The sequence below is a fragment of the Pseudomonas sp. NFPP25 genome (assembly GCF_900116505.1).
GTDB lineage: Bacteria > Pseudomonadota > Gammaproteobacteria > Pseudomonadales > Pseudomonadaceae > Aquipseudomonas > Aquipseudomonas protegens.
This window is the reverse complement of the sequence record NZ_FPBG01000001.1, coordinates 834451-853789: the sequence shown is the minus strand read 5'-3', so window position 1 is coordinate 853789 and position 19339 is coordinate 834451. Positions and strand designations below refer to the sequence as shown.

11 protein-coding genes are annotated in these 19339 nt (G+C 65.5%); 10 read left to right on the top strand and 1 reads right to left on the bottom strand.

Annotated features, from left to right (window positions below):
- The first annotated feature begins 57 nt into the window (after positions 1-57).
- From BM382_RS03600 to pelG, 7 genes are read left to right on the top strand one after another with little or no spacing between them, the layout of a single operon-like run.
- The gene (locus tag BM382_RS03600; RefSeq protein WP_015635589.1) at positions 58-2868 is read left to right on the top strand and encodes a bifunctional glycoside hydrolase/polysaccharide deacetylase family protein; all 2811 of its coding nucleotides are present in this window, start codon (positions 58-60) and stop codon (positions 2866-2868) included.
- The gene (locus BM382_RS03595; protein ID WP_072441869.1) at positions 2846-6442 is read left to right on the top strand and encodes a tetratricopeptide repeat protein; all 3597 of its coding nucleotides are present in this window, start codon (positions 2846-2848) and stop codon (positions 6440-6442) included. Before BM382_RS03600 ends, BM382_RS03595 begins: the two co-directional genes overlap by 23 nt.
- 28 nt (positions 6443-6470) lie before the next feature.
- On the top strand, positions 6471-6992 hold the full coding sequence (locus BM382_RS03590) for a transporter (protein ID WP_011061262.1): 522 nt from the start codon (positions 6471-6473) through the stop codon (positions 6990-6992).
- A gap of 5 nt (positions 6993-6997) precedes the next feature.
- The gene (locus tag BM382_RS03585) at positions 6998-8368 is read left to right on the top strand and encodes a PelD GGDEF domain-containing protein (RefSeq protein WP_015635591.1); all 1371 of its coding nucleotides are present in this window, start codon (positions 6998-7000) and stop codon (positions 8366-8368) included.
- Positions 8346-9335, top strand: coding sequence for a HEAT repeat domain-containing protein (locus BM382_RS03580; RefSeq protein WP_072441867.1), 990 nt, complete (start codon positions 8346-8348; stop codon positions 9333-9335). Before BM382_RS03585 ends, BM382_RS03580 begins: the two co-directional genes overlap by 23 nt.
- Positions 9332-10864, top strand: a complete 1533-nt coding sequence (gene pelF, locus BM382_RS03575; protein WP_011061265.1) for a GT4 family glycosyltransferase PelF — start codon at positions 9332-9334, stop codon at positions 10862-10864. Before BM382_RS03580 ends, pelF begins: the two co-directional genes overlap by 4 nt.
- A complete protein-coding gene (gene pelG / locus BM382_RS03570) occupies positions 10865-12235 on the top strand; it encodes an exopolysaccharide Pel transporter PelG (protein ID WP_011061266.1) in 1371 nt (456 codons plus the stop codon).
- A gap of 113 nt (positions 12236-12348) precedes the next feature.
- On the opposite strand, the gene BM382_RS03565 is transcribed toward pelG, so the two are convergent.
- Positions 12349-13116 (bottom strand): substrate-binding periplasmic protein, encoded by a 768-nt coding sequence (locus BM382_RS03565; protein WP_072441865.1) that lies wholly within the window; start codon positions 13114-13116, stop codon positions 12349-12351.
- Between the two features lie 516 nt (positions 13117-13632).
- On the opposite strand from BM382_RS03565, the gene BM382_RS03560 reads away from it, so the two are divergent.
- From BM382_RS03560 to BM382_RS03550, 3 genes are read left to right on the top strand one after another with little or no spacing between them, the layout of a single operon-like run.
- On the top strand, positions 13633-15774 hold the full coding sequence (locus tag BM382_RS03560; protein WP_072441863.1) for a type I secretion system permease/ATPase: 2142 nt from the start codon (positions 13633-13635) through the stop codon (positions 15772-15774).
- Complete coding sequence (locus BM382_RS03555) at positions 15771-17159, top strand: HlyD family type I secretion periplasmic adaptor subunit (RefSeq protein WP_072441861.1); 1389 nt, start codon at positions 15771-15773, stop codon at positions 17157-17159. Before BM382_RS03560 ends, BM382_RS03555 begins: the two co-directional genes overlap by 4 nt.
- A gap of 2 nt (positions 17160-17161) precedes the next feature.
- Positions 17162-19321: a type I secretion system permease/ATPase gene (locus BM382_RS03550; RefSeq protein ID WP_072441859.1), complete on the top strand. Its 2160-nt coding sequence runs from the start codon at positions 17162-17164 to the stop codon at positions 19319-19321.
- Positions 19322-19339: the final 18 nt, after the last annotated feature.

Genomic DNA, 19339 nt, shown 5'->3' with positions numbered 1-19339 from the left:
CATGGCGGCTGCCCTAGAGCCTGATGTTGTGCAGATTGATCTACTGAAGAGTGAGTTATGGATATCGAGTTTCGCAGGGGGCATGTCTGCAAAGTGGTTCGACGCCTGTTTACCGCATTGGCCTTGTGTGCCACCAACACCCTGGTGCAGGCCGCGCCCGCGGCGCCCGCCAGTGTCGGGTTCTGGTACGCCGAGCAGCCACCCTTGCAGGAGCTGGCGCAGTTCGAATGGGCAGTGGTCGAGCCCGGCCATATGGCCAGCGCCGATGTCGCCACCTTGCGCAAGCTCGGCAGCCAGCCGTTCGCCTACCTGTCGGTAGGGGAGTTCGACGGCAACCGCGCTGCCCTGGCCAAGCAGGCCCTGGCCCAGGGCGCGAGCCCCGTGCGCAACAAGGCCTGGGACAGCCAGGTGATGGACATCGCCACCCCGGCCTGGCGCGAACACCTGTTCAAGCGTGCCAAGGCGCTGCAGGACCAGGGCTACGCCGGCCTGTTCCTGGACACCCTGGACAGTTTCCAGTTGCTCCCCGAGGCCGATCGCGAACCGCAACGCAAGGCCCTGGCCTCGTTCCTGCGGGAACTGCACAGCCGGCTGCCCAACCTCAAGCTGTTCTTCAACCGGGGCTTCGAGGTACTGGGCGAGCTCGATGGCGTCGCCTCGGCCGTGGCGGTGGAATCCATCCACGCCGGCTGGGATGCCTCGGCCAAGCGTTACCGCCCGGTTTCCGAAGCCGACCGCACCTGGCTTGAAGGCGAACTCAAGCCGCTGCGCGCACGCAACATCCCGCTGGTGGCCATCGATTACCTGCCGGCCAACCGTCGGGAAGAGGCACGCAAGCTGGTCCGGCAATTGAGCCAGGAAGGCTTTATACCGGTGGTCACCACCCCGGACCTCAACGCCCTGAGCATGAGCACCGTGGAAGTCCAGCCGCGGCGCATCGCCATGCTCTATGACCCGCGCGAAGGGGAACTCTACGATCACGCCGGGCACCGCATGCTCGGTGGCCTGCTGGAGTACCTGGGTTACCGGGTGGACTACTTCCCGGTGGACGACAGCCTGCCTGCCTACAGCTTCGCCGGCCTTTACGCCGGGGTGGTGCTGTGGATGACCAGCGGCCCGCCCGAGGACAGCCGTGCCTTCTATAGCTGGGTCGGCCAGCGCCTGGATGAGCAGGTGCCCCTGGCGATCATGGCCGGCCTGCCGATCGAGGACCGGGCGCTGCTCAAGCGCCTGGGGCTGAACCTGGCGGCGCCGGGGGCTCGCGATGCCCTGCATGTGCTGAGCCAGGACAAGAGCCTGATCGGCGCCTTCGAGGCCCCGGTGGTGGCGCGCAGCCGTGAACTGACCCGCGTGAGCCTGCTGCCCGACGGGCCGAAACCAGCCCTGGTGCTGGGCGATGACAAGGGCGGCAAGTACGTCCCGGTGGCCACCGCCGCCTGGGGCGGCATGGCCCTGGCCCCCTATGTGGTGGAGGCCAATGTGGAGCGCAGCCGCTGGATCCTCGATCCGTTCGCCTTTATCCAGAAGGCCCTGCGCCTGCCGTCCCAGCCACGACCGGACACCACCACCGAGAACGGTCGGCGGATCGCCACGGTGCATATCGACGGTGACGGTTTCCCGTCCCATGCCGAAGTGCGTGGCACCCCGTATTCCGGGCGCCAGGTGCTGGACGACTACATTCGTCCCAACCCGTTCCTGACCTCGGTCTCGATCATCGAAGGCGAAGTCGGGCCCAAGGGCATGTCGCCGTTCCTGGCGCGGGAGCTGGAGCCCATCGCCCAGGAGATCTTCGCCGACCCCAAGGTCGAAGTGGCCACCCACACCTACAGCCACCCGTTCTACATGCAGCCGGAGAAGGCCAAGAAGGACGAGGATTTCCACGCCGAATACGGCCTGCGCCTGAATATCCCGGGGTACAAGACCCTGGATTACAAGCGCGAGATCCTCGGCTCGCGGGACTACATCAACAGCCGCCTGACCACCGCGCAGAAACCGGTGAAGCTGGTCTTCTGGCCGGGGGATGCGCTGCCCAGCGCCGAGACCATCAAGCTGGCCTACGACGCCGGGCTGAAAAACGTCAACGGCGGGCAGACCATCCTGACCAAGGCCAACTCATCGCTCACCGGCCTGTACCCGCTGTTGCGGCCGACCTCGGGCGGCTTGCAGTACTACGCTCCGGTGATCAACGAGAACATGTACACCAACCTCTGGAAAGGCCCGTACTACGGCTTTCGCGATGTGATCGACACCTTCGAGCTGACCGACAGCCCACGGCGCCTGCGCGGCATCCACCTGTACTACCACTTCTATTCGGGCACCAAGCAGGCGTCGATCAAGGCCATGACCGACATCTACCAGTTCATGCGTGGCCAGCAGCCGCTGTCATTGTGGATGAGTGACTACCTGGACCGGGTCCACGGCCTGTACCAGGCAAGCCTGGCGCGGACCGCCAATGGCGACTGGCAGGTACGCGGCATGGACGGCCTGCGCACCTTGCGCCTGGACCCGGCGCTGGGTTGGCCGGACCTCGGCCGCTCGGTGGGGGTGGCCGGGGTGCGCGACTTGCCCCAGGGGCGCTATGTAGCCTTGAGCAGCGATCATGCGCTGTTGGCCCTGCGCCCCGAGCGCGATCCGCGCCCGGCACTGGAGCTGGCCAATATTCCCCTGCGCGACTGGCGCTATGTCAATGACCGGCAGGTGAGCTTCTCCTTTGCCGGCCAGTTCAACCTGGAATTCTCGGTGCGTTCGGCCAGCGCCTGTCGGGTCGAGGTCCAGGGCCAACGCTACGCCGGCAAGTCCGAACAGGGCCTGTGGCATTTCCAACTTCCCATGAAGCAGGTGAGTGATGCCCAACTCCTCTGCAACTAAGGCCAAGGCGCCCAGCGCGCGGCTGCTCAACCCCTGGGCCTTGCTGCTGGTGGCGATCGCCGTCGGCGTGCTGCTGTGGGCAACCTTTCGCAATGAAGAGGCGTTCCGCCCCAAGGGCGGGCAGCCGGACGAAGTGTCGGCCAGCTACGCCGAGGTGCTGCTGGCCGCACACCCGGAAAACAATGAGCTGCGCACCCAGCTGCTCGACCTGCTGATTCAGCTGGGGGACTACCCCAAGGCGGAAAAACACCTGGCCCAGTGGCAGCGGCCCGATCCGGCGCTCAAGGCCTACTACCGCTTGCAGCTCGATGCCCTGGCGCTGAACAACAGCACCGACAGCGCGGCCCTGCAGGCCCTGGCCGAACGTTTCAAGGCCTTTGACTACAAGCCGCTGCCATCGCCGCAACTCGAGCGCCTGGCCACTTTGGCCCTGAGCGCCCAGGCCCCGGGGCTGGCGGCGGATGCCTATGCCGAGCTGGCGCGGCGCGACCCGACACGGCGCGAGCAGTGGCTGCCTGAAGCCGCCAAGTGGTACCAGGCCAGCGAACAGCCGGGGCGCGCGGCCGATCTCTATGTGCAGTTGCTTGATGCCAGCCAGACCCCCGAGGCGCGTCGGCAGTTTCTGCAACAGGCCTTCACCACCCTGGTGGCGGCCGATCGCGGCGATCAGGCAGTGGAGCTGCTGGCCCGAGAGCTGGCCGCACAGCCGGACGTGGAATTCGAACCGGCGCTGCTGGACCGCGGCGTGGATGTGGCCGTGGCGCACAACCGCGTGGACCTGGCGGAACAGTTCTTCAGTGCCTGGCGCAAGGTGCAGCCCGACAGCCCGGAAATCCTCGCCAAGGAATTCAAGCAGCGCCTGGCCTTCGGTGACCTGGCCGGCGCCCATGCGGTGGGCCTGCAACTGCTCGAACAGCGACCGGATGACCCGCAGTTGCTGGAGCAGATGGCCCATCTCGCCGAATGGCAGGGCGACTCGGCCGCCGCCCTGGGCTACTGGATCAGCCTGAGCACGCTAAGCAAGGACCCGGCGCAGTTCGAGCACACCTGGCGCCTGGCGATGCAGACCTACGACTTCGATCGGGGCATCCTACTGCTGGCGGGGATCATGGACAGCCGCGCCCTGACCAACGTCGAGCTCGATGCCCTGGTCTACGCGCAAGAGTCCAGGGGGACGCCCGAGGAGGCAGAAAAGTGGCTGCGCCGCTATGTCGCCAAATACCCGAAACAGCGTCTGGCCTGGGTGCGCCTGTTGCAGAACCTGGAAAACACCGAGCAGTACCCGCAGCGCCTGGTGGTCTGGAACCAGTTCGCCAAGCGCTATCCGCTCACCAGCACCGAACGTGTGGACTGGGCCAACAACCACCTCAAGCTGTTCGATAGCCAGGGGGCCTGGAAAGTCATCACCGCGGTGGATGGCAACAAGATCAAGGACTTCAACTACTGGCAGTCCCGCGCCGCCCTGGCCTGGGACCTGGAACTGGACGACGAGCTGCAGCTGGCGCTGGAGAAGATGCTGGCGATCAAGGGCTCACTCAATACAGGCGACGAAAGCGAGCTGATTGCCCTGTATCGCACCCGCGATCCGCGCAAGGCCCTGCAATTGACCGTCGACAGCTGGCGCCAGGGCCACAGCCCGCAGCGCCTGGTGGCCGCCCTGCAACTGGCCCAGGAACTCCAGGACTGGCCTCTGGTGGTCGATTTGCTCAAGGAGGCCGAGCAGTACCCGGGGGCCAGCGACCAGTCCCAGGTGCTGGCCGCCCGCGCCGCGCTGGCGGTGCAGCAGGGCCAGACCGATCTGGCCCTGCGCCTGTATCAACAGGGCTTGAGCCGCTTCCCGGACGACAACACCTTCCGTGAGCGGCTGCTGTGGCTGTATGTCGATCTGGGCCGCACGGGCGAGATCAAGCCGCTGTTGCAGCAATGGCGCTCCCTGGCCCGCAGTGACAGCAGCCTGTGGCTGCCGTTCGCCGCCGCCAGCCAGTTGCTCGGGCGCAATACCGAGGCCCTGGCCTGGTATCGCCTGTACTTGCAGGCCAACCCCCGGGACTGGATGGTCCAGGCCGCCTATGCCGATGCCCTGGAGGGCGCCGGTTATGCCGACTCGGCCCAGCGCTTGCGCCTGCGGCTCGATCGCCAGGTCAGCCCGGAGCAGATCCGCGCCACGCCCCAGGGCTATGCCACCTGGCTGCGCCTGCTGGCCAGCAGCTATTCGTCACGCAAGGCGCAGAACAAGGCCATGCAATGGCAGGACGGCTCCAAGCCGATGCTGCAGCTGTGGTTCGATCAGTTCCTCGCGCGCCTGGATGACCTCAATCAGTCGGCGCAAAAGGATGAGTGGCTGGCCTGGGCCCGCAGCCGCGGCCTGAAAGTCAGCCGCTACGAGCAGATCCAGGAAGCCCTGCGCGGCAGCAATCGCCAGGCCCTGGAGCGCCTGGTGGCCAGCGGCGACCTGGACCCGGCGCAGCAGGTCGAGGCCTTGAACAGCCTGGGTCGCAGCGGCGAAGCGCTGGCGGTGGGCCTTTCGGCACTGGGTGACGAGCAACCGGCGGCGCTGCGCGAGCAACTGCGCCGCCAGGCCATCGAGATGACGGAGCGCACGCCCCAGGGTATGCAAATCGCCTGGGAGCGCCAGGACTACGGCGGCCTGGTGTTCAACGGCCCGCGCCTGACCGCCGCGCGCTATCTGAACGACAACTGGTACGCCAAGCTGGTCCTGGAGCAGGGCCGCTACAGCGGCGATGTGCTGGATGAGTCGCGCCTGGGCAATGAGACCAACACCGAACTGACCTTGCAGCGCCAGCTGGAGAACGGCAACTACAAGCTGATCTTCGACAGCAGCCTGCGCAAGGACGATGACCGCAACGGCCTGGGTGCCAGCCGCACCTGGCAACTGGACAGCGGCAACGAGCTGGACGTCGGTGCCGACTGGCACCGCAAGAACGAGGACAGCGGATACATGCGCACCTTCGGCCAGCAGGATGATGTCTGGGTGGGCGGCCGGCATCGCTATTCGGCCCGTGACCAGTTGTCCTGGAACCTGGCCCAGCGCTGGTTCTCGACCCGCGGCGGCGATGACCTGGGCAGCGGCCAGGCGTTGAAGATCGAGTTCGACCACACCTTGCAGTTCGAAGGGCCGAACTGGGAATTGCGCAGCGGTATCGACTACCAGCAGAACAGCCTGAACAACCGCTCGCTGCCCGACCTGGCCAATACCCTGGGCGGAGGCATCGATCTGGTCGGGGCCGATCTCGACAATCCGGAGCAGATCACCAGCCAGACCCTGCTGCAGAAGCGCTACGGCCAGCTGTTCTTCGGCAGTTCCTGGCGGCGCGGTTTCCCGGGGGCGCTGAACCGCACGCGGGGGCAATACACCTGGCTGGTGGATGTCAGCACCGGCTGGCAGTGGACCGACAACACCATCAACTACGCCATCAGTACCGGTGTCGGCACCGAGGTGATAGGGGATGACGAATTGGCAGTGACATTTGGCTACCAGTCCGCGCCGCAAGGCGGGGCAGGCAAGTCCGGGGGCACTGCAGGTGTCAGCTACAGCGTGCGTTTCGGACGCTGATCATGGAATTCAAAGAGGAGTAAACCTTATGCAATCCATTCGTTGCGTGAGTCTGGCAATGGTCGCCTTGCTGATGGCCGGGTGCAGCAGCTTCACCGGGCAAAGCAGCCCCGAGTTGTCCAAGAGTGCGCGCTGGGGCGTGCTGCCGCTGGTCAACTATTCCCAGACACCCCAGGCCGGCGAGCGCAGTGAGCAGATTCTGCTCAGCGTGCTGAGCAGCCGCGGCCTGCAACCCCAGGTCTACACCGGTACGGCGGGGCAGGGCGAACAGGCCCTGCTCGACGACAACGAGCGTCTGGCCGGGGCCATGGACTGGGCCCGGGAGCAGAAGCTCGACTATGTGGTGTCCGGCAGCGTCGAGGAGTGGCAGTACAAGAACGGCCTGGATGGCGAACCGGCGGTGGGCATCAGCCTGCGGGTGGTCGAGGCCGGTACCGGCAAGGTGCTGTGGAGCAATAGCGGGGCCCGCGCCGGCTGGTCCCGGGAAAGCCTGGCCGGGGCCGCCCAGAAGGTGCTCGACAAGCTTGTCGGTGGCCTTCGGATCGAGTGACTGCCATGAACTCTCCACACATGGACTATGCGCTGGCGCCCCGCGCCAGCGGTCCGGCGTCCTGGCTGGAAACCTTTCTGGTGACCGCCCTGGTCATCGGCGTCGGCCTGTGGCTGGCCCCCGAGGACCCCTTGCAGGTGCAGGGCGAGTTTCCCTGGTCGGTGCTGGCGCCGCTGCTGCTGGGGGTGCGCTACGGGTTTGTCCGCGGCCTGATCAGTGCCAGCCTGCTGGTAGCGGCGTTCTTTGCCCTGCGTCATTCGGGGCTGGCGAGCTACGCCCAGGTCGCGCCGTCCTACATTGTCGGCGTACTGGTCTGCGGCATGCTGGTGGGCGAGGTGCGCGACCTCTGGGAGCGGCGTTTGCTGCGCTTGCAGATGGCCAACGAGTACCGCCAGTACCGGCTCGATGATTTCACCCGGGCGCACCAGATTCTGCGGGTCTCCCATGACCGCCTGGAGCAGCGCCTGGCGGGCAGCGACCAGAGCTTGCGCAGTTCCCTGCTGGGCCTGCGTGATCGGCTGCGCGCGGCGCCCAATGGCGGCGACCCGCTGAGCCTGCTGGCCGAGCCGGTGCTGACCCTGCTCGGCCAGTACGGCTCGCTGCGGGTGGCCGGGCTGTACCGGGTGGAGCAGGGCGCCAGTGCGGCGCCACAGCTGAGCCTCTTGGCCTCGATCGGCACCATGGGGCCCCTGGACAGCCAGGACCTGCTGGTGCGTATGTGCCTGGAGCGCGAGGAGCTGGTGAGTGTGCGTGAGGAGCTGCTGGATAGCGGCGCCCAGGCCTCGGTGTCGTCCTTGCAGGCCTGTGTTCCGCTGGTGGACACCCAGGGCCAGGTGCTGGCGATTCTGGCGGTGCGGCAGATGCCGTTCTTTGCCTTCCAGGAACGCACCCTCAGCCTGCTGGCCCTGCTGGCCGGACATATCGCCGACCTGCTGCACCCGGACCCGCAGGTTTTGCAACTGCAGAGCGCCGATGCCCAGCACTTCACCCGCCAACTCAAGCGTTCACTGGTGGATGTCGAGCGCCACGGCCTGTCCGGTTGCCTCTATGCCTTCGAGCTGACCCAGCCCAATGATGAACTGGCGCGGCTGTTCGAGCGTAGCCAGCGTGGCCTGGACCTGCACCTGAGCCTGGCCAATGCACGCGGGCACGAACTGTTGCTGGTGCTGTTGCCGCTGACCAGCGCCGAGGGCGCCCAGGGCTACCTGGCACGCCTGGGCAAGCTGGTCCACGAACACTTCGGCATGAGCGTGGAGCTGGCCGGCCTGGGGGTCAAGGTACTGCCCTACGACCTGGAGTCGGCCCGGCAACGCGATGGGCTGCGTAACTTCCTATACAACGAGTGTGGCCTGAATGATCAGCAAGTGGCTGTTTAGCGGAGCGCTGTTTCTCGAGATCGGCAGCTGGGCCAGCCTGACGGCGCAGTTGCCCGACCTGCAGACCGCGCTGCTGTATGCAATGACCCATGGCATCGCCTGTGGCCTGCTGACCGCGGCGGTCTGGCTGCTGCTGCCGGCGCGTTATCGCCGGCCGTTGCCATGGAGCCCGCTGTTCATCTTCAGCCTGGCGTTCTTTGTGCCGCTGATCGGGGCCGTCGGGGTGATTGCCGCGATCTTTCCGGCGCTGTACCTGCCGCGCAAGCGCGAGGCGCAGACGTGGCAGGCGGTGGGCATTCCCGACCTGCCGTTTCGCGCTCAGACTCAACTGCATTCGCCCACCTTCGGTGACAGCGGGCTGCAGGATGTCTTGCGTCATGCGCCGGACCCCGACCAGCGCCTGGCGGCATTGCTCGCCACCCGGCGGATGCCGGGCAAGGAAGCGGTGCCGATCCTCAAGCTGGCCCTGGGCGACCCGAGCGACGATGTGCGGCTGTTGGCGTATTCGATGCTCGACAAGCAGGAAACCGACATCAACCAGCGGATCCAGTCCTCCCTGGAACAACTGCCCGGCGCGGCGCCGCAGAAGGCCGGAGCCTTGCACGCGACGCTGGCCCGCTGGTACTGGGAACTGGCCTACCTGGGCCTGGCCCAGGGCAGTGTGCAGCAGCACGTGCTGGGCCAGGCCGGCGAGCATGCCGAACAGGCGCTGAAGCTGGGGGAGGGCGGCGAGCTGCTGTTGCTGGCCGGGCGCATCGCCCTTGAACGCGGTGACGTCGGCAAGGCGCGCCTGCACATGCACCAGGCCGAGGAGGCGGGCATGGACCCGGCCAAGGTCCTGCCGTTCCGCGCCGAAATCGCCTTTGAAACCGGCCGCTATGCCGAGATTCCCGGGCTGCTGCGAAGCCTGCCGGCGCAAATGCAGCAACGTCCGCCCTTTGCCGGGCTGGTAAGGACCTGGACATGAAGAAAACCCCCGACTCAACCCCCATCGCCGATGTCTGCCTGCTGCTCGAGGGCACCTGGCCCTATGTGCGTGGTGGCGTGTCCAGCTGGATCCACCAGATGATCCTCGGCCTGCCGCAGCTGCAGTTTTCGGTGCTGTTCATTGGCGGCCAGCGCGAGGCCTATGGTCAGCGCCGCTATGAGATTCCGGCCAACGTCGTGCATATCGAAGAGGTGTACCTGGAAGAGGCCTGGCGCAACCCCAGGCACAAGCGCGAGGCCCACAGCGCGTCCCTGGAGGAACTGAGCAACCTGTACCGCTACCTGCACAACCCGCAGAAGCCCGCCGCCGAGCTGGGCATCGAAGTGCTGGCATCCCTGGCCCAGGGGCGCATCACCCTGGACGACGTGCTCTACAGCCGGCCCAGCTGGGAAGCGCTGACCGAAGGCTACGAGCAGCACTGCGCCGATCCGTCCTTCGTCAACTACTTCTGGACCCTGCGCACCATGCAGTCGCCCTTGCTGATGCTGGCCAATGCCGCCCGGCACATGCCGCGGGCCCGGGTGCTGCACTCGATTTCCACCGGCTACGCCGGGCTGGTGGGCTGCATTCTCAAGCAGCTGTGGGGCTGCCAGTTCCTGCTCAGCGAGCACGGGATCTACACCAAGGAGCGCAAGATCGACCTGGCCCAGGCCAGCTGGATCGCCGAAAGCAGCAACCAGGCGCTGAACGACAGCATGGATTCCGGCTCCGGCTATATCCGCATGCTCTGGGTGCGTTTCTTCGAACGCATCGGGCATCTGGTCTATGAAAGCGCCGACCAGATCATTGCCCTGTACGACGGCAACCGCCAACGCCAGATCAAGGACGGCGCGCCCCCCGAGCGCACCCAGGTGATCCCCAACGGCATCGACCTGCAGCTCTGGACCCAGGCCCTGGAGGCCCGGGCCGAAGGCATTGCGCCGGTGGTCGGGCTGATCGGCCGGGTGGTGCCGATCAAGGACGTCAAGACCTTCCTGCGGGCCATGCGCGGGGTGGTCAGCGTGATGCCCGAGGTCGAAGGCTGGATCGTCGGGCCGGAAGAGGAAGACCCGGAGTACGTCGCCGAGTGCCGCAGCCTGGTGGCGAGCCTGGGGCTGGAGCAGAAGGTACTGTTCCTGGGCTTCCAGAAAATCCAGGACATCCTGCCGCAACTGGGCCTGATGGTGCTGACCTCCATCAGCGAGGCCCAGCCCCTGGTGATTCTCGAAGCCTGGGCTGCCGGCACGCCGGTGGTCAGCAGTGACGTGGGCTCCTGCCGCGAGCTGATCGAGGGCGGCGAGGCGGCCGACCGGGACCTGGGGCGGGCCGGGGAAGTGGTGGCGATCGCCGATCCGCAGGCCACCTCCCAGGCGATCATCGACCTGCTGCGCAGCCCCGCACGCTGGCAAGCGGCCCAGGCGGCGGGCCTGTTGCGGGTACATCGCTACTACAGCGAGCGCTTGATGCTCGACCGCTATCGCACGCTCTATCACACGGCCATCGGCACCCCACACAAGGAGGCTGTGTAAATGGCCGGCATCGGTTTCGAACTGCGCAAGATTCTCTCCCGCGACTCCTACACGGCGACCCTGCACGCCTATGTCTATGCCGGCCTGATCAGTTCCGGGCCCTGGGTGCTGTCGATCCTCAGCGTGATGCTGGTGGGGGTGATCAGCCTCGGGCTGGTGGTGCCGGAGGTCCTGATCCGCCAGTTCCTGATCACCGTCACCTACCTGATGGCCACGTCGCTGATCCTGACCGGCGGCCTGCAGCTGTTTTTCACCCGTTTCGTGTCCGACCGCCTGTTCGAGCGCAAGTACGAGCAGATCCTGCCGAACCTGGTGGGCGTACTCTTGCTGGTGACCCTGGGCTCCGGGGCGCTGGGCATCCTGCTGCTGGTGACCCTGTTCGACCAGGCGCTGATCTACCGCCTGCTGACCCTGGCCAACTTCGTGGTGCTGTGCAACCTGTGGCTGGTGATCATCTTCCTCTCGGGGATGAAGGCCTATAACCGCATCCTTCTGGTGATGCTGGTGGGGTATGGCTTGATGGTCGGCAGCGCCTTCTACCTGCGCTACATGGGCATGGAAGGGCTGTTGCTGGCGCTGCTGCTAGGGCACAGCACGCTGCTGTTCCTGTTTCTCTACGACATCCTGCGCGAGTACCGGGCCGAGAAGCTGGTGGCATTCGACTTTCTCGACCGCCGCCAGGTGTTTGTCAGCCTGCTGCTGACCGGGCTTTGCTACAACCTGGGGATCTGGATCGACAAGTTCATCTTCTGGTTCAACCCGGAAACTTCGAGCCAGGTGATCGGGCCGATGCGCGCGTCAATTCTCTACGACCTGCCGATCTTCCTCGCTTACCTGGCGATCATTCCCGGGATGGCGGTGTTCCTGGTGCGCATCGAAACCGATTTCGCCGAATGGTACGACCGCCTGTTCCGTGCCGTGCGCGATGGCGAGACCTTGCAGCACATCGGTTCGCTGAAGGCCGAGATGACCTTCTCGATCCGCCAGGGCCTGCTGGAAATCTGCAAGGTCCAGGGGCTGACGGTGGTCCTGCTGTTCCTCTTCGGCCCGCGCCTGCTGGAGTGGCTGGGGATGTCCAGCTACTACCTGCCGCTGTTCTACATCGACCTGATCGGGGTGAGCATCCAGGTGGTGTTCATGGCGATTCTCAACGTGTTCTTCTACCTCGACAAACGCGCCATCGTGTTGGAGCTGTGCCTGCTGTTCGTGGCCCTCAATGCCGCCCTGACCCTGCTCAGCCTGCACCTGGGGCCGAGCTTCTTCGGCTATGGCTTTACCCTGTCGCTGCTGATCTGCGTGCTGCTGGGGCTGACGCGGCTGTCGACGGCGCTGGATGACCTGGAGTACGAGACGTTCATGCTCTCGCGTTGAGGAGCATCGGCAAGCGCGTGCTGCGGACCCGCGGCGGTGCTTTGCAGAGGCTTGCAGGATCGGGACGCCGGCTATGCCAACGCGGCCCGGGTTCTGCGCAGCACAGGGGCCGGTCAGGGAGCGTCGAGGTAGGATTTTCGCATTCTCTCTATCGTGCCGTCCTTGCGCAGCCCCTCGACCGCCGCGCGCAGCTTGCGCACCAGTGTCGCATTGCAGTTTCTGGAGCAGGCCAGGTAAAGATCGGTGCTCATAAAGACCGGACTGACCTGCAACGGCTGAGTCGACACCTTGCGCCAGATGCTCTGGGTTTCGGGAATGCCGTTGAACCAGGCGTCGACCCGTCCCATCAGCAGCAGTTGAGCCGGGTTCTCGCCAATTTCAAACGGATAGATCTGGTTGTCGCCAAAGCCTTCAGCCCGAAGCTTCTGCTCTTGGGCACTGCCTCGGCCAACGGCGATCCGAGCGAAGGTTTCCCGTGCCTGCTGCAGGGTTTCGACGCGCGTGTGCAGGCTGAAGAAGGCTCTGTCCATGGTCATGATGGGCGCGATCCAGGTGTAATCGGCTTCTCTTTCCGGCGTGCGCGACAGGGGAATGATCAGCTTGTCGACGCCTTTGCGTACGCTTTGCTGGGCTCGTGCCCAGGGCACTTCGATAAAGTGCAGCGTATATCCGGCCCGGGTCGCCGCTTCCGACGTCGCATCACCGACGATGCCATGCAGGCCGGTCTGCTCCAGCATCGATAAAGGCGGCGCTTCGGCGATGTACAGGTCGAAGCTACGGGACTCGGCGCCAGACACTGAGGGCCCCAAGACCATCAGAGCGAGCAGCATCGTCAGGATCAGCGCCCCCCGCTGGCGCAACGATTGACTCACATGAGTCATGGCAGTAACTCAACAGACAGTGGCATTTCATGCTCTCGGATTAACGCTGCGTATTCGACACGTACAAAGACCGACCGCAACGACCTGCAAAACGTGCCGCCAAGATTAGAGGGTTATGTGCAGAGATGGATGGATTTGACGGATTATTTTGACCGCTGATTGCCATCACCGTTCAGGGCTGGCGCAACCAGTGAGGGCAGCGACTGGTACGCGCTGACACTCAGGTTGAACAGCCGTGGGCAGCGCTGTATCAGTAGCCTCGCCACTCTCGCCACTCTCGCCTCCCTCTCCAGCCTGGGGCCAGGGTTCTCTGCATGCGCCGTATGAACATGCGGGGCTTTTGCGGGACAGCCTTAAGTTTTAGTTAAAACGCTTCAATCAAACTGCTGATTATCATTCGTAATTGGCTGACTCAGACTGCGTTCGTGCCTCCATGCTCCCTGGAGCAAGCAACGAGCGGTCTATGCCAGTCAATACTGCAACAACCCGCAGCCTGTCCTCAGCGAATGTTCCGCTATGACAGCGCTGTCTGCCCCATCATCCGCGGCCGATACGGCCGTTCACTCAGCCTTGGCCTGCTGCCATCTGCTGCTGCAACTGACCCAGGAACGCGTACCGCAAGCCGCGGCCCCGCAATCCCTGGACCCTGACCCTTCGCGGGACCTGCGCCAGGCGGTCAGGGACTATGCACGCAACGCCGGTGTCGATCTGCGCCTGGAACGCCTGGCGCTGACCCGACTGACCCCAAAGATGCTGCCCCTTGCCTGGCGCAATCAGAGTGGCGAATTCATGCTGCTGGCGCGGCTCTCGGACACCCAGGCGCTGGTGCAGCGACCTTCAATGCCGACCCCGGACATGCTCGATCGCCAGCAGTTGGCCGAGCAGTGGAGCGGGGAGGTGATTCGCCTGCGCCAGAGCGGTTTGCGCTTCGATCTGTCCTGGTTCGTACCGGAGCTGCTGCGCCATCGGCGGATACTCGGCGAAGTGCTGCTGTGCTCGCTGTTGCTGCAGGTGCTGGCCCTGGCGACGCCGTTGTTCTTCCAGGCGGTGATGGACAAGGTCATGGTGCACCGGGCGCTGTCGACCCTCGACGTGCTGGTGATGACCCTGGTGGTGGTGGGCCTGTTCGAGGTGCTGCTCAAGGGCTTGCGCGAATACCTGGCGGCGCACACCGCCAACCGCATCGACATCGGCCTTGGGGTCAAGCTCTTGCGCCATCTGCTGGGCCTGCCGCTGCTGTACTTCAAGCAACGCCAGGTGGGGGCGATCATCACCCGGGTCCAGGAGCTGGACAGCATCCGCGAGTTCCTCACCGGCTCGCTGCTGACCCTGTGTGTCGACGTGGCCTTCACCCTGGTGTTTTTTGCGGTCATGGCCTGGATTTCCTGGCCGTTGACCCTGCTGGTGCTGCTGACCCTGCCCCTGTATGCGCTGCTGGCCTGGTTCAGCACCGGCCCGCTGGAGAAACGCATCGAGCGCCAGTTCTACAGTGCGGCGCGCAACACCGCCTTTCTCAATGAAAGCGTCAGCAGCAGCGAAACCATCAAGAGCCTGGCGGTGGAGCCGCGCATGCAGCGTCGCTGGGAGTCGCAGACGGCGCAGATGGTCGAGGCCGGGTTTGCCAGCCAGACCCTGGGCAGCGCCATCAGCCAGACCGTGATGCTGTTGCAGAAAGTCACCGCGGTGGCGGTGATCTGCTGGGGCGCTAGCCGGGTCATCGACCTGCAGATGAGCATCGGCCAGTTGATTGCCTTCAACATGATGCTGTCCCACGTCAGCCAGCCCGTGGCCAAACTGATCGAGGTCTGGCAGCAGTTCGTCCGGGTGCGGGTATCGGTGGACAAGCTGGGCGACATGCTCAATCTGCCGGTGGAGCAGGCCGAGGGGGATCTGCGCCCGACCCAGGCATTGCGTGGCGAAGTGCGCATCGAACAGTTGGTGTTCCGCTACCGCCCGGAACTTGAGTGGGTGCTGCGCGGCCTGGACTTGCAGATCGCCGCGGGGCAGACCCTGGGCATCGTCGGGCCGTCCGGGTCCGGCAAGAGCACGCTGACCCGCTTGCTGCAGAAACTCTACACCCCCGATGGCGGGCGCATCCTGATCGACGGCTTGCCCCTGGATCAGTTGCAGCCGGCCTGGTTGCGCAGCCAGATTGGCGTGGTGCTCCAGGAAAACTACCTGTTCAACCGCAGCGTGCGCCACAACATCGCCCTGCGCCATCCCACCTCCTCCCTGGAAAGCGTGATCGCCGCGGCGCGCCTGGCCGGTGCCCATGATTTCATCCTGCGCCTGCCCCTGGGCTACGACACGGTGCTGGCCGAAGCCGGCAGCTCGTTGTCCGGCGGCCAGCGGCAACGCATCGCCATAGCCCGGGCACTGATGGGCGACCCGCGCATCCTGATTTTCGACGAAGCCACCAGCGCCCTGGATGACGAATCCCAGGCGCTGATCCAGGACAACATGGCGAGCATCGCCCAGGGACGCACGGTGATCATCATTGCCCATCGCCTGTCTGCGGTACGGCATTGCCAACGCATCATCGCCCTGGAACAGGGGCGCATCAGTGAATCGGGCAGCCACCAGCAACTCTTGGCCAACGGCGGTTGCTACTCGCGCCTGTGGGCGCTGCAACAGGCGCTGTGCAAGGAGGCGTCATGAGGTCCGGTGCGCTGTTGTCTCGCTTACGCCGCGCCTGGCAGCGCCTGGGTGACGCGCGGACGCTGCTCAAGCGCAGCCGCGACGAATACGAGTTCCAACCCGGCTACCTGGAAATTGTCGAGCGGCCACCCGCGCCCTGGGCACGTGGCACGGCACTGCTGCTGATCCTGGCGATCCTGCTGGCCCTGGGCTGGGCGATCCTCGGCTTTCTCGACATTCATGCCAGTGCCGCCGGGCGCCTCATGGTCTCCAGCTACACCAAGGTGATCCAGGCGCACGAGGCGGGTGAAGTTCGGGCCATCCATGTGCGTGACGGGCAGCGGGTCAAGGCCGGCGAGGTGCTGGTGGCGCTGAACCCGATCGGCATCGACGCCGAGTTGAGCGAGTTGCGCACGCAACTGGACTTCAAGCGTCTGGAACTGGCCCGGGCCCGTGCACTGCTGACCCCGGACCCCTTGCACAGCTACCAGACGCCTGCTGGCCTGGATGCACAGCAGGTCGCGGCGGCCCGGGAGCAACTGCTCAGTACCTGGAAGGAAATCAGCGCCAACCTGGACAGCCTCAACGCCGAAATCGCCATCAACCAGGCCAATCAAAGGGCCCGGGGCAGCGAGATCAGCGCCCTGGGCAAGCTGGCCAGCAATGTGCGCAAACGGCTCCATGCACGCCGGGCGATGGCCGCCGAACAGCTGATGCCCCTGGTGGAATTGCTTGAGCAGGAAAAGGAGCAACTGGACGTCGAGCGTTCGCTGGCCCAGCAGCAGGCCGAACTGCAGGTGCTCAAGGCCCAGGCGCAGAACCGTCGCGAGCAGCGCGACAGCTTCCTGGCCAGGACCCAGCGCGAACAGCATGAATTGCTCAACCGCAGCCAACAGGAGATCGCCGTGCTCGAGCAGCAACTGATCCGTGGCCGCGACCGGCAGCGCCTGCAAACCCTGCTGGCGCCGGTGGACGGTGTGGTCCAGCAACTGGCGGTGCATACCCTGGGCGGCGCCGTGCAAGCGGCGCAGCAGTTACTGGTGATCGTGCCCGAGGGGGCCGAGCTGGATGCCGAGGTCATGGTGCTGAACAAGGACGTCGGTTTCGTCAGGGCCGGCCAGCCCGTGGAGATCAAGGTGGATGCGTTTCCCTATACCCGCTACGGCACCTTGCGCGGCACCGTGGCCCATGTCTCCGGTGACGCCATCAAGGACGAACAGCTGGGGCTGGTGTTCCCCACGCGGATTCGCCTGGAGCGTGCGGCCATTGCCGCAGGGCAGGGCTGGATGCCCTTGCAGGCGGGGATGAGCGTGACCGGCGAGATTCGCACCGGCGAGCGGCGGGTGATCAATTACCTGCTGAGCCCGATTCGCGAGTATCAGTCCGAAGCGTTGCGGGAGCGTTGAGCATGACCCGCGCTTTCGATGCCGCTTCTGAACCCTCACCGACAATGCTCGACACCGGCCTGCACGCCCTGGCCTGGGCCGCCCGGCGCTTTGACCTGAGCATCAGCGTGGCGCAACTGACTCACCGCCTGGGACGGGTTGAAGGTCCGGCCGACAGCCTTGACCTGCGGCGCTGCGCCGGCTGGATCGGCCTGCGCGCACGGGCAGTGCAAAGCCGGGTGCAGCGTTTGCATCACCTGCCGCTGCCGGCGCTGCTGGACACCACGCGGGGCTGGGCGGTGCTGGACGCGGTGGAGGGCGACCGGGTCCGGGTGTTCTGGCCGCTGCAGGGGCAATGCCAGACCCTGTCGCGCCAGGAGCTGGCGACGCTCTGGCAAGGCCATGATCAGGGACAGGGAGAGGTGTTGCTGCTGGCCGAGCGGCATGTGCAGCTGAAGACGGGTGGTTTCGGCGTCTCCTGGTTCCTGCCGTCGATCCTCAAGCATGGGCGCCAGTTTCGCAGCGTGCTGCTGGTGTCGCTGATGCTGCAAGGCGTAGCGCTGGTCACGCCGCTGCTGTTCGAGAACATCATCGACCGGGTTCTGGTCAGTCGCGGCCTGTCGAGCCTGCAAGTGCTGGGGATCGCCATGCTGGCCCTGGCGCTGTTCGAGCCCTTGTTCGGCCTGTTGCGGTCCTGGCTGTTCAGCAATGTGGCGAGCAAGATCAACGCCGAGCTGTCCGCGCGCCTGTACCAGCATCTGATCCAGTTGCCGCTGGGTTATTTCCAGCGGCGCCAGAGCGGCGAGATCATCGCCCGGGTCGGTGAGATGCAACAGATCCGCCAGTTTCTTACCGGCTCGGCCTTGACCCTGGTGCTGGACCTGGCGTTCTGCGGGTTGTTCATCGCCGTGATGTACAGCTACGCACCGCTGCTGACCTGGGTGGTTGTGGGCTCCCTGGCCCTGTATTTCCTCTTCTGGCTGTGCGTGGGCCCCTTGCTGCGCAGCCGGGCCTTGCGCGAATACGAGTTGAATGCGGCCAACACGGCGTTTCTCACCGAGACCGTGACCGGCATCGAGACTATCAAGACCGGGGCCATCGAAAGCGCCTTCCAGCAGCAGTGGCAGCGCCAGCTGGCGGCTTATGTGCGTGCGGCGTTCCACACCCGCATCGTCGGGATCTGGGCCGGGCAGGGCATCGGCCTGATCCAGAAGCTGACCGCAGCGCTGTTGCTGTGGTGGGGCGTGATGCTGGTGCTGGATGGCCAGTTGAGCCCCGGCCAACTGGTGGCCTTCAACATGCTGGCCGGGCATGTGGTGGAGCCGATCCTGCGTCTGGCCCAGGTCTGGCAGGACTTCCAGCACACGCTGATTTCCCTGCGCCGCCTGGGGGACATTCTCGACAGCGACTGTGAAAGCGGCAGCGGCGGCCTGGCCTCGGTGCCAGCGTTGCAGGGCGGGGTGAGCTTCCAGGGGGTGCGTTTTCGCTACGAGGAAGACGGCCAGGAGGTGCTGCGCCAGCTGGATCTGGAGATCCAGCCGGGCGAGTTCGTCGGCATCACCGGGCCTTCCGGTTCCGGCAAATCGACCCTGACCCGCCTGCTGCAGCGCCTCTATGTGCCCCAGCACGGCCGGGTGCTGGTGGACGGCATCGACCTGGCCATCGCCGATCCGGTGGCCCTGCGCCGCAACATGAGCGTGGTGCTCCAGGAAAGCGTGTTGTTCGCCGGCAGCGTTGCCGAGAACATCCGCCTGTGCCGGCCTCAAGCCAGCGACGCCGAGGTGCGGCACGCCGCCGGTCTGGCCGGGGCGGCGTCCTTTATCGAGGCCCTGGCCCAGGGCTACGAGACCGAGGTGGGCGAGCGTGGCGGCCAGCTCTCCGGCGGCCAGCGTCAACGCATTGCCCTGGCCCGGGCCCTGTTGACCAACCCCGGCATCCTGTTGCTGGACGAAGCCACCAGTGCCCTGGACTACGAGTCGGAAGCGGCGGTGATGGCCAACCTGCAGGGCATCGTCCACGGCCGCACGGTGATCAGCGTCGCCCATCGCCTCAATACCCTGCGCCATGCGGACCGGATTCTGGTCATCGATCAGGGCCGGGTGCTCGAACAAGGCACACACCAACAGCTGCTCGCCCTGAACGGGTTGTATGCCCGGCAGTGGGCGCTGCAGATGAAGGACTGACCCCACCGACGGCAGGAG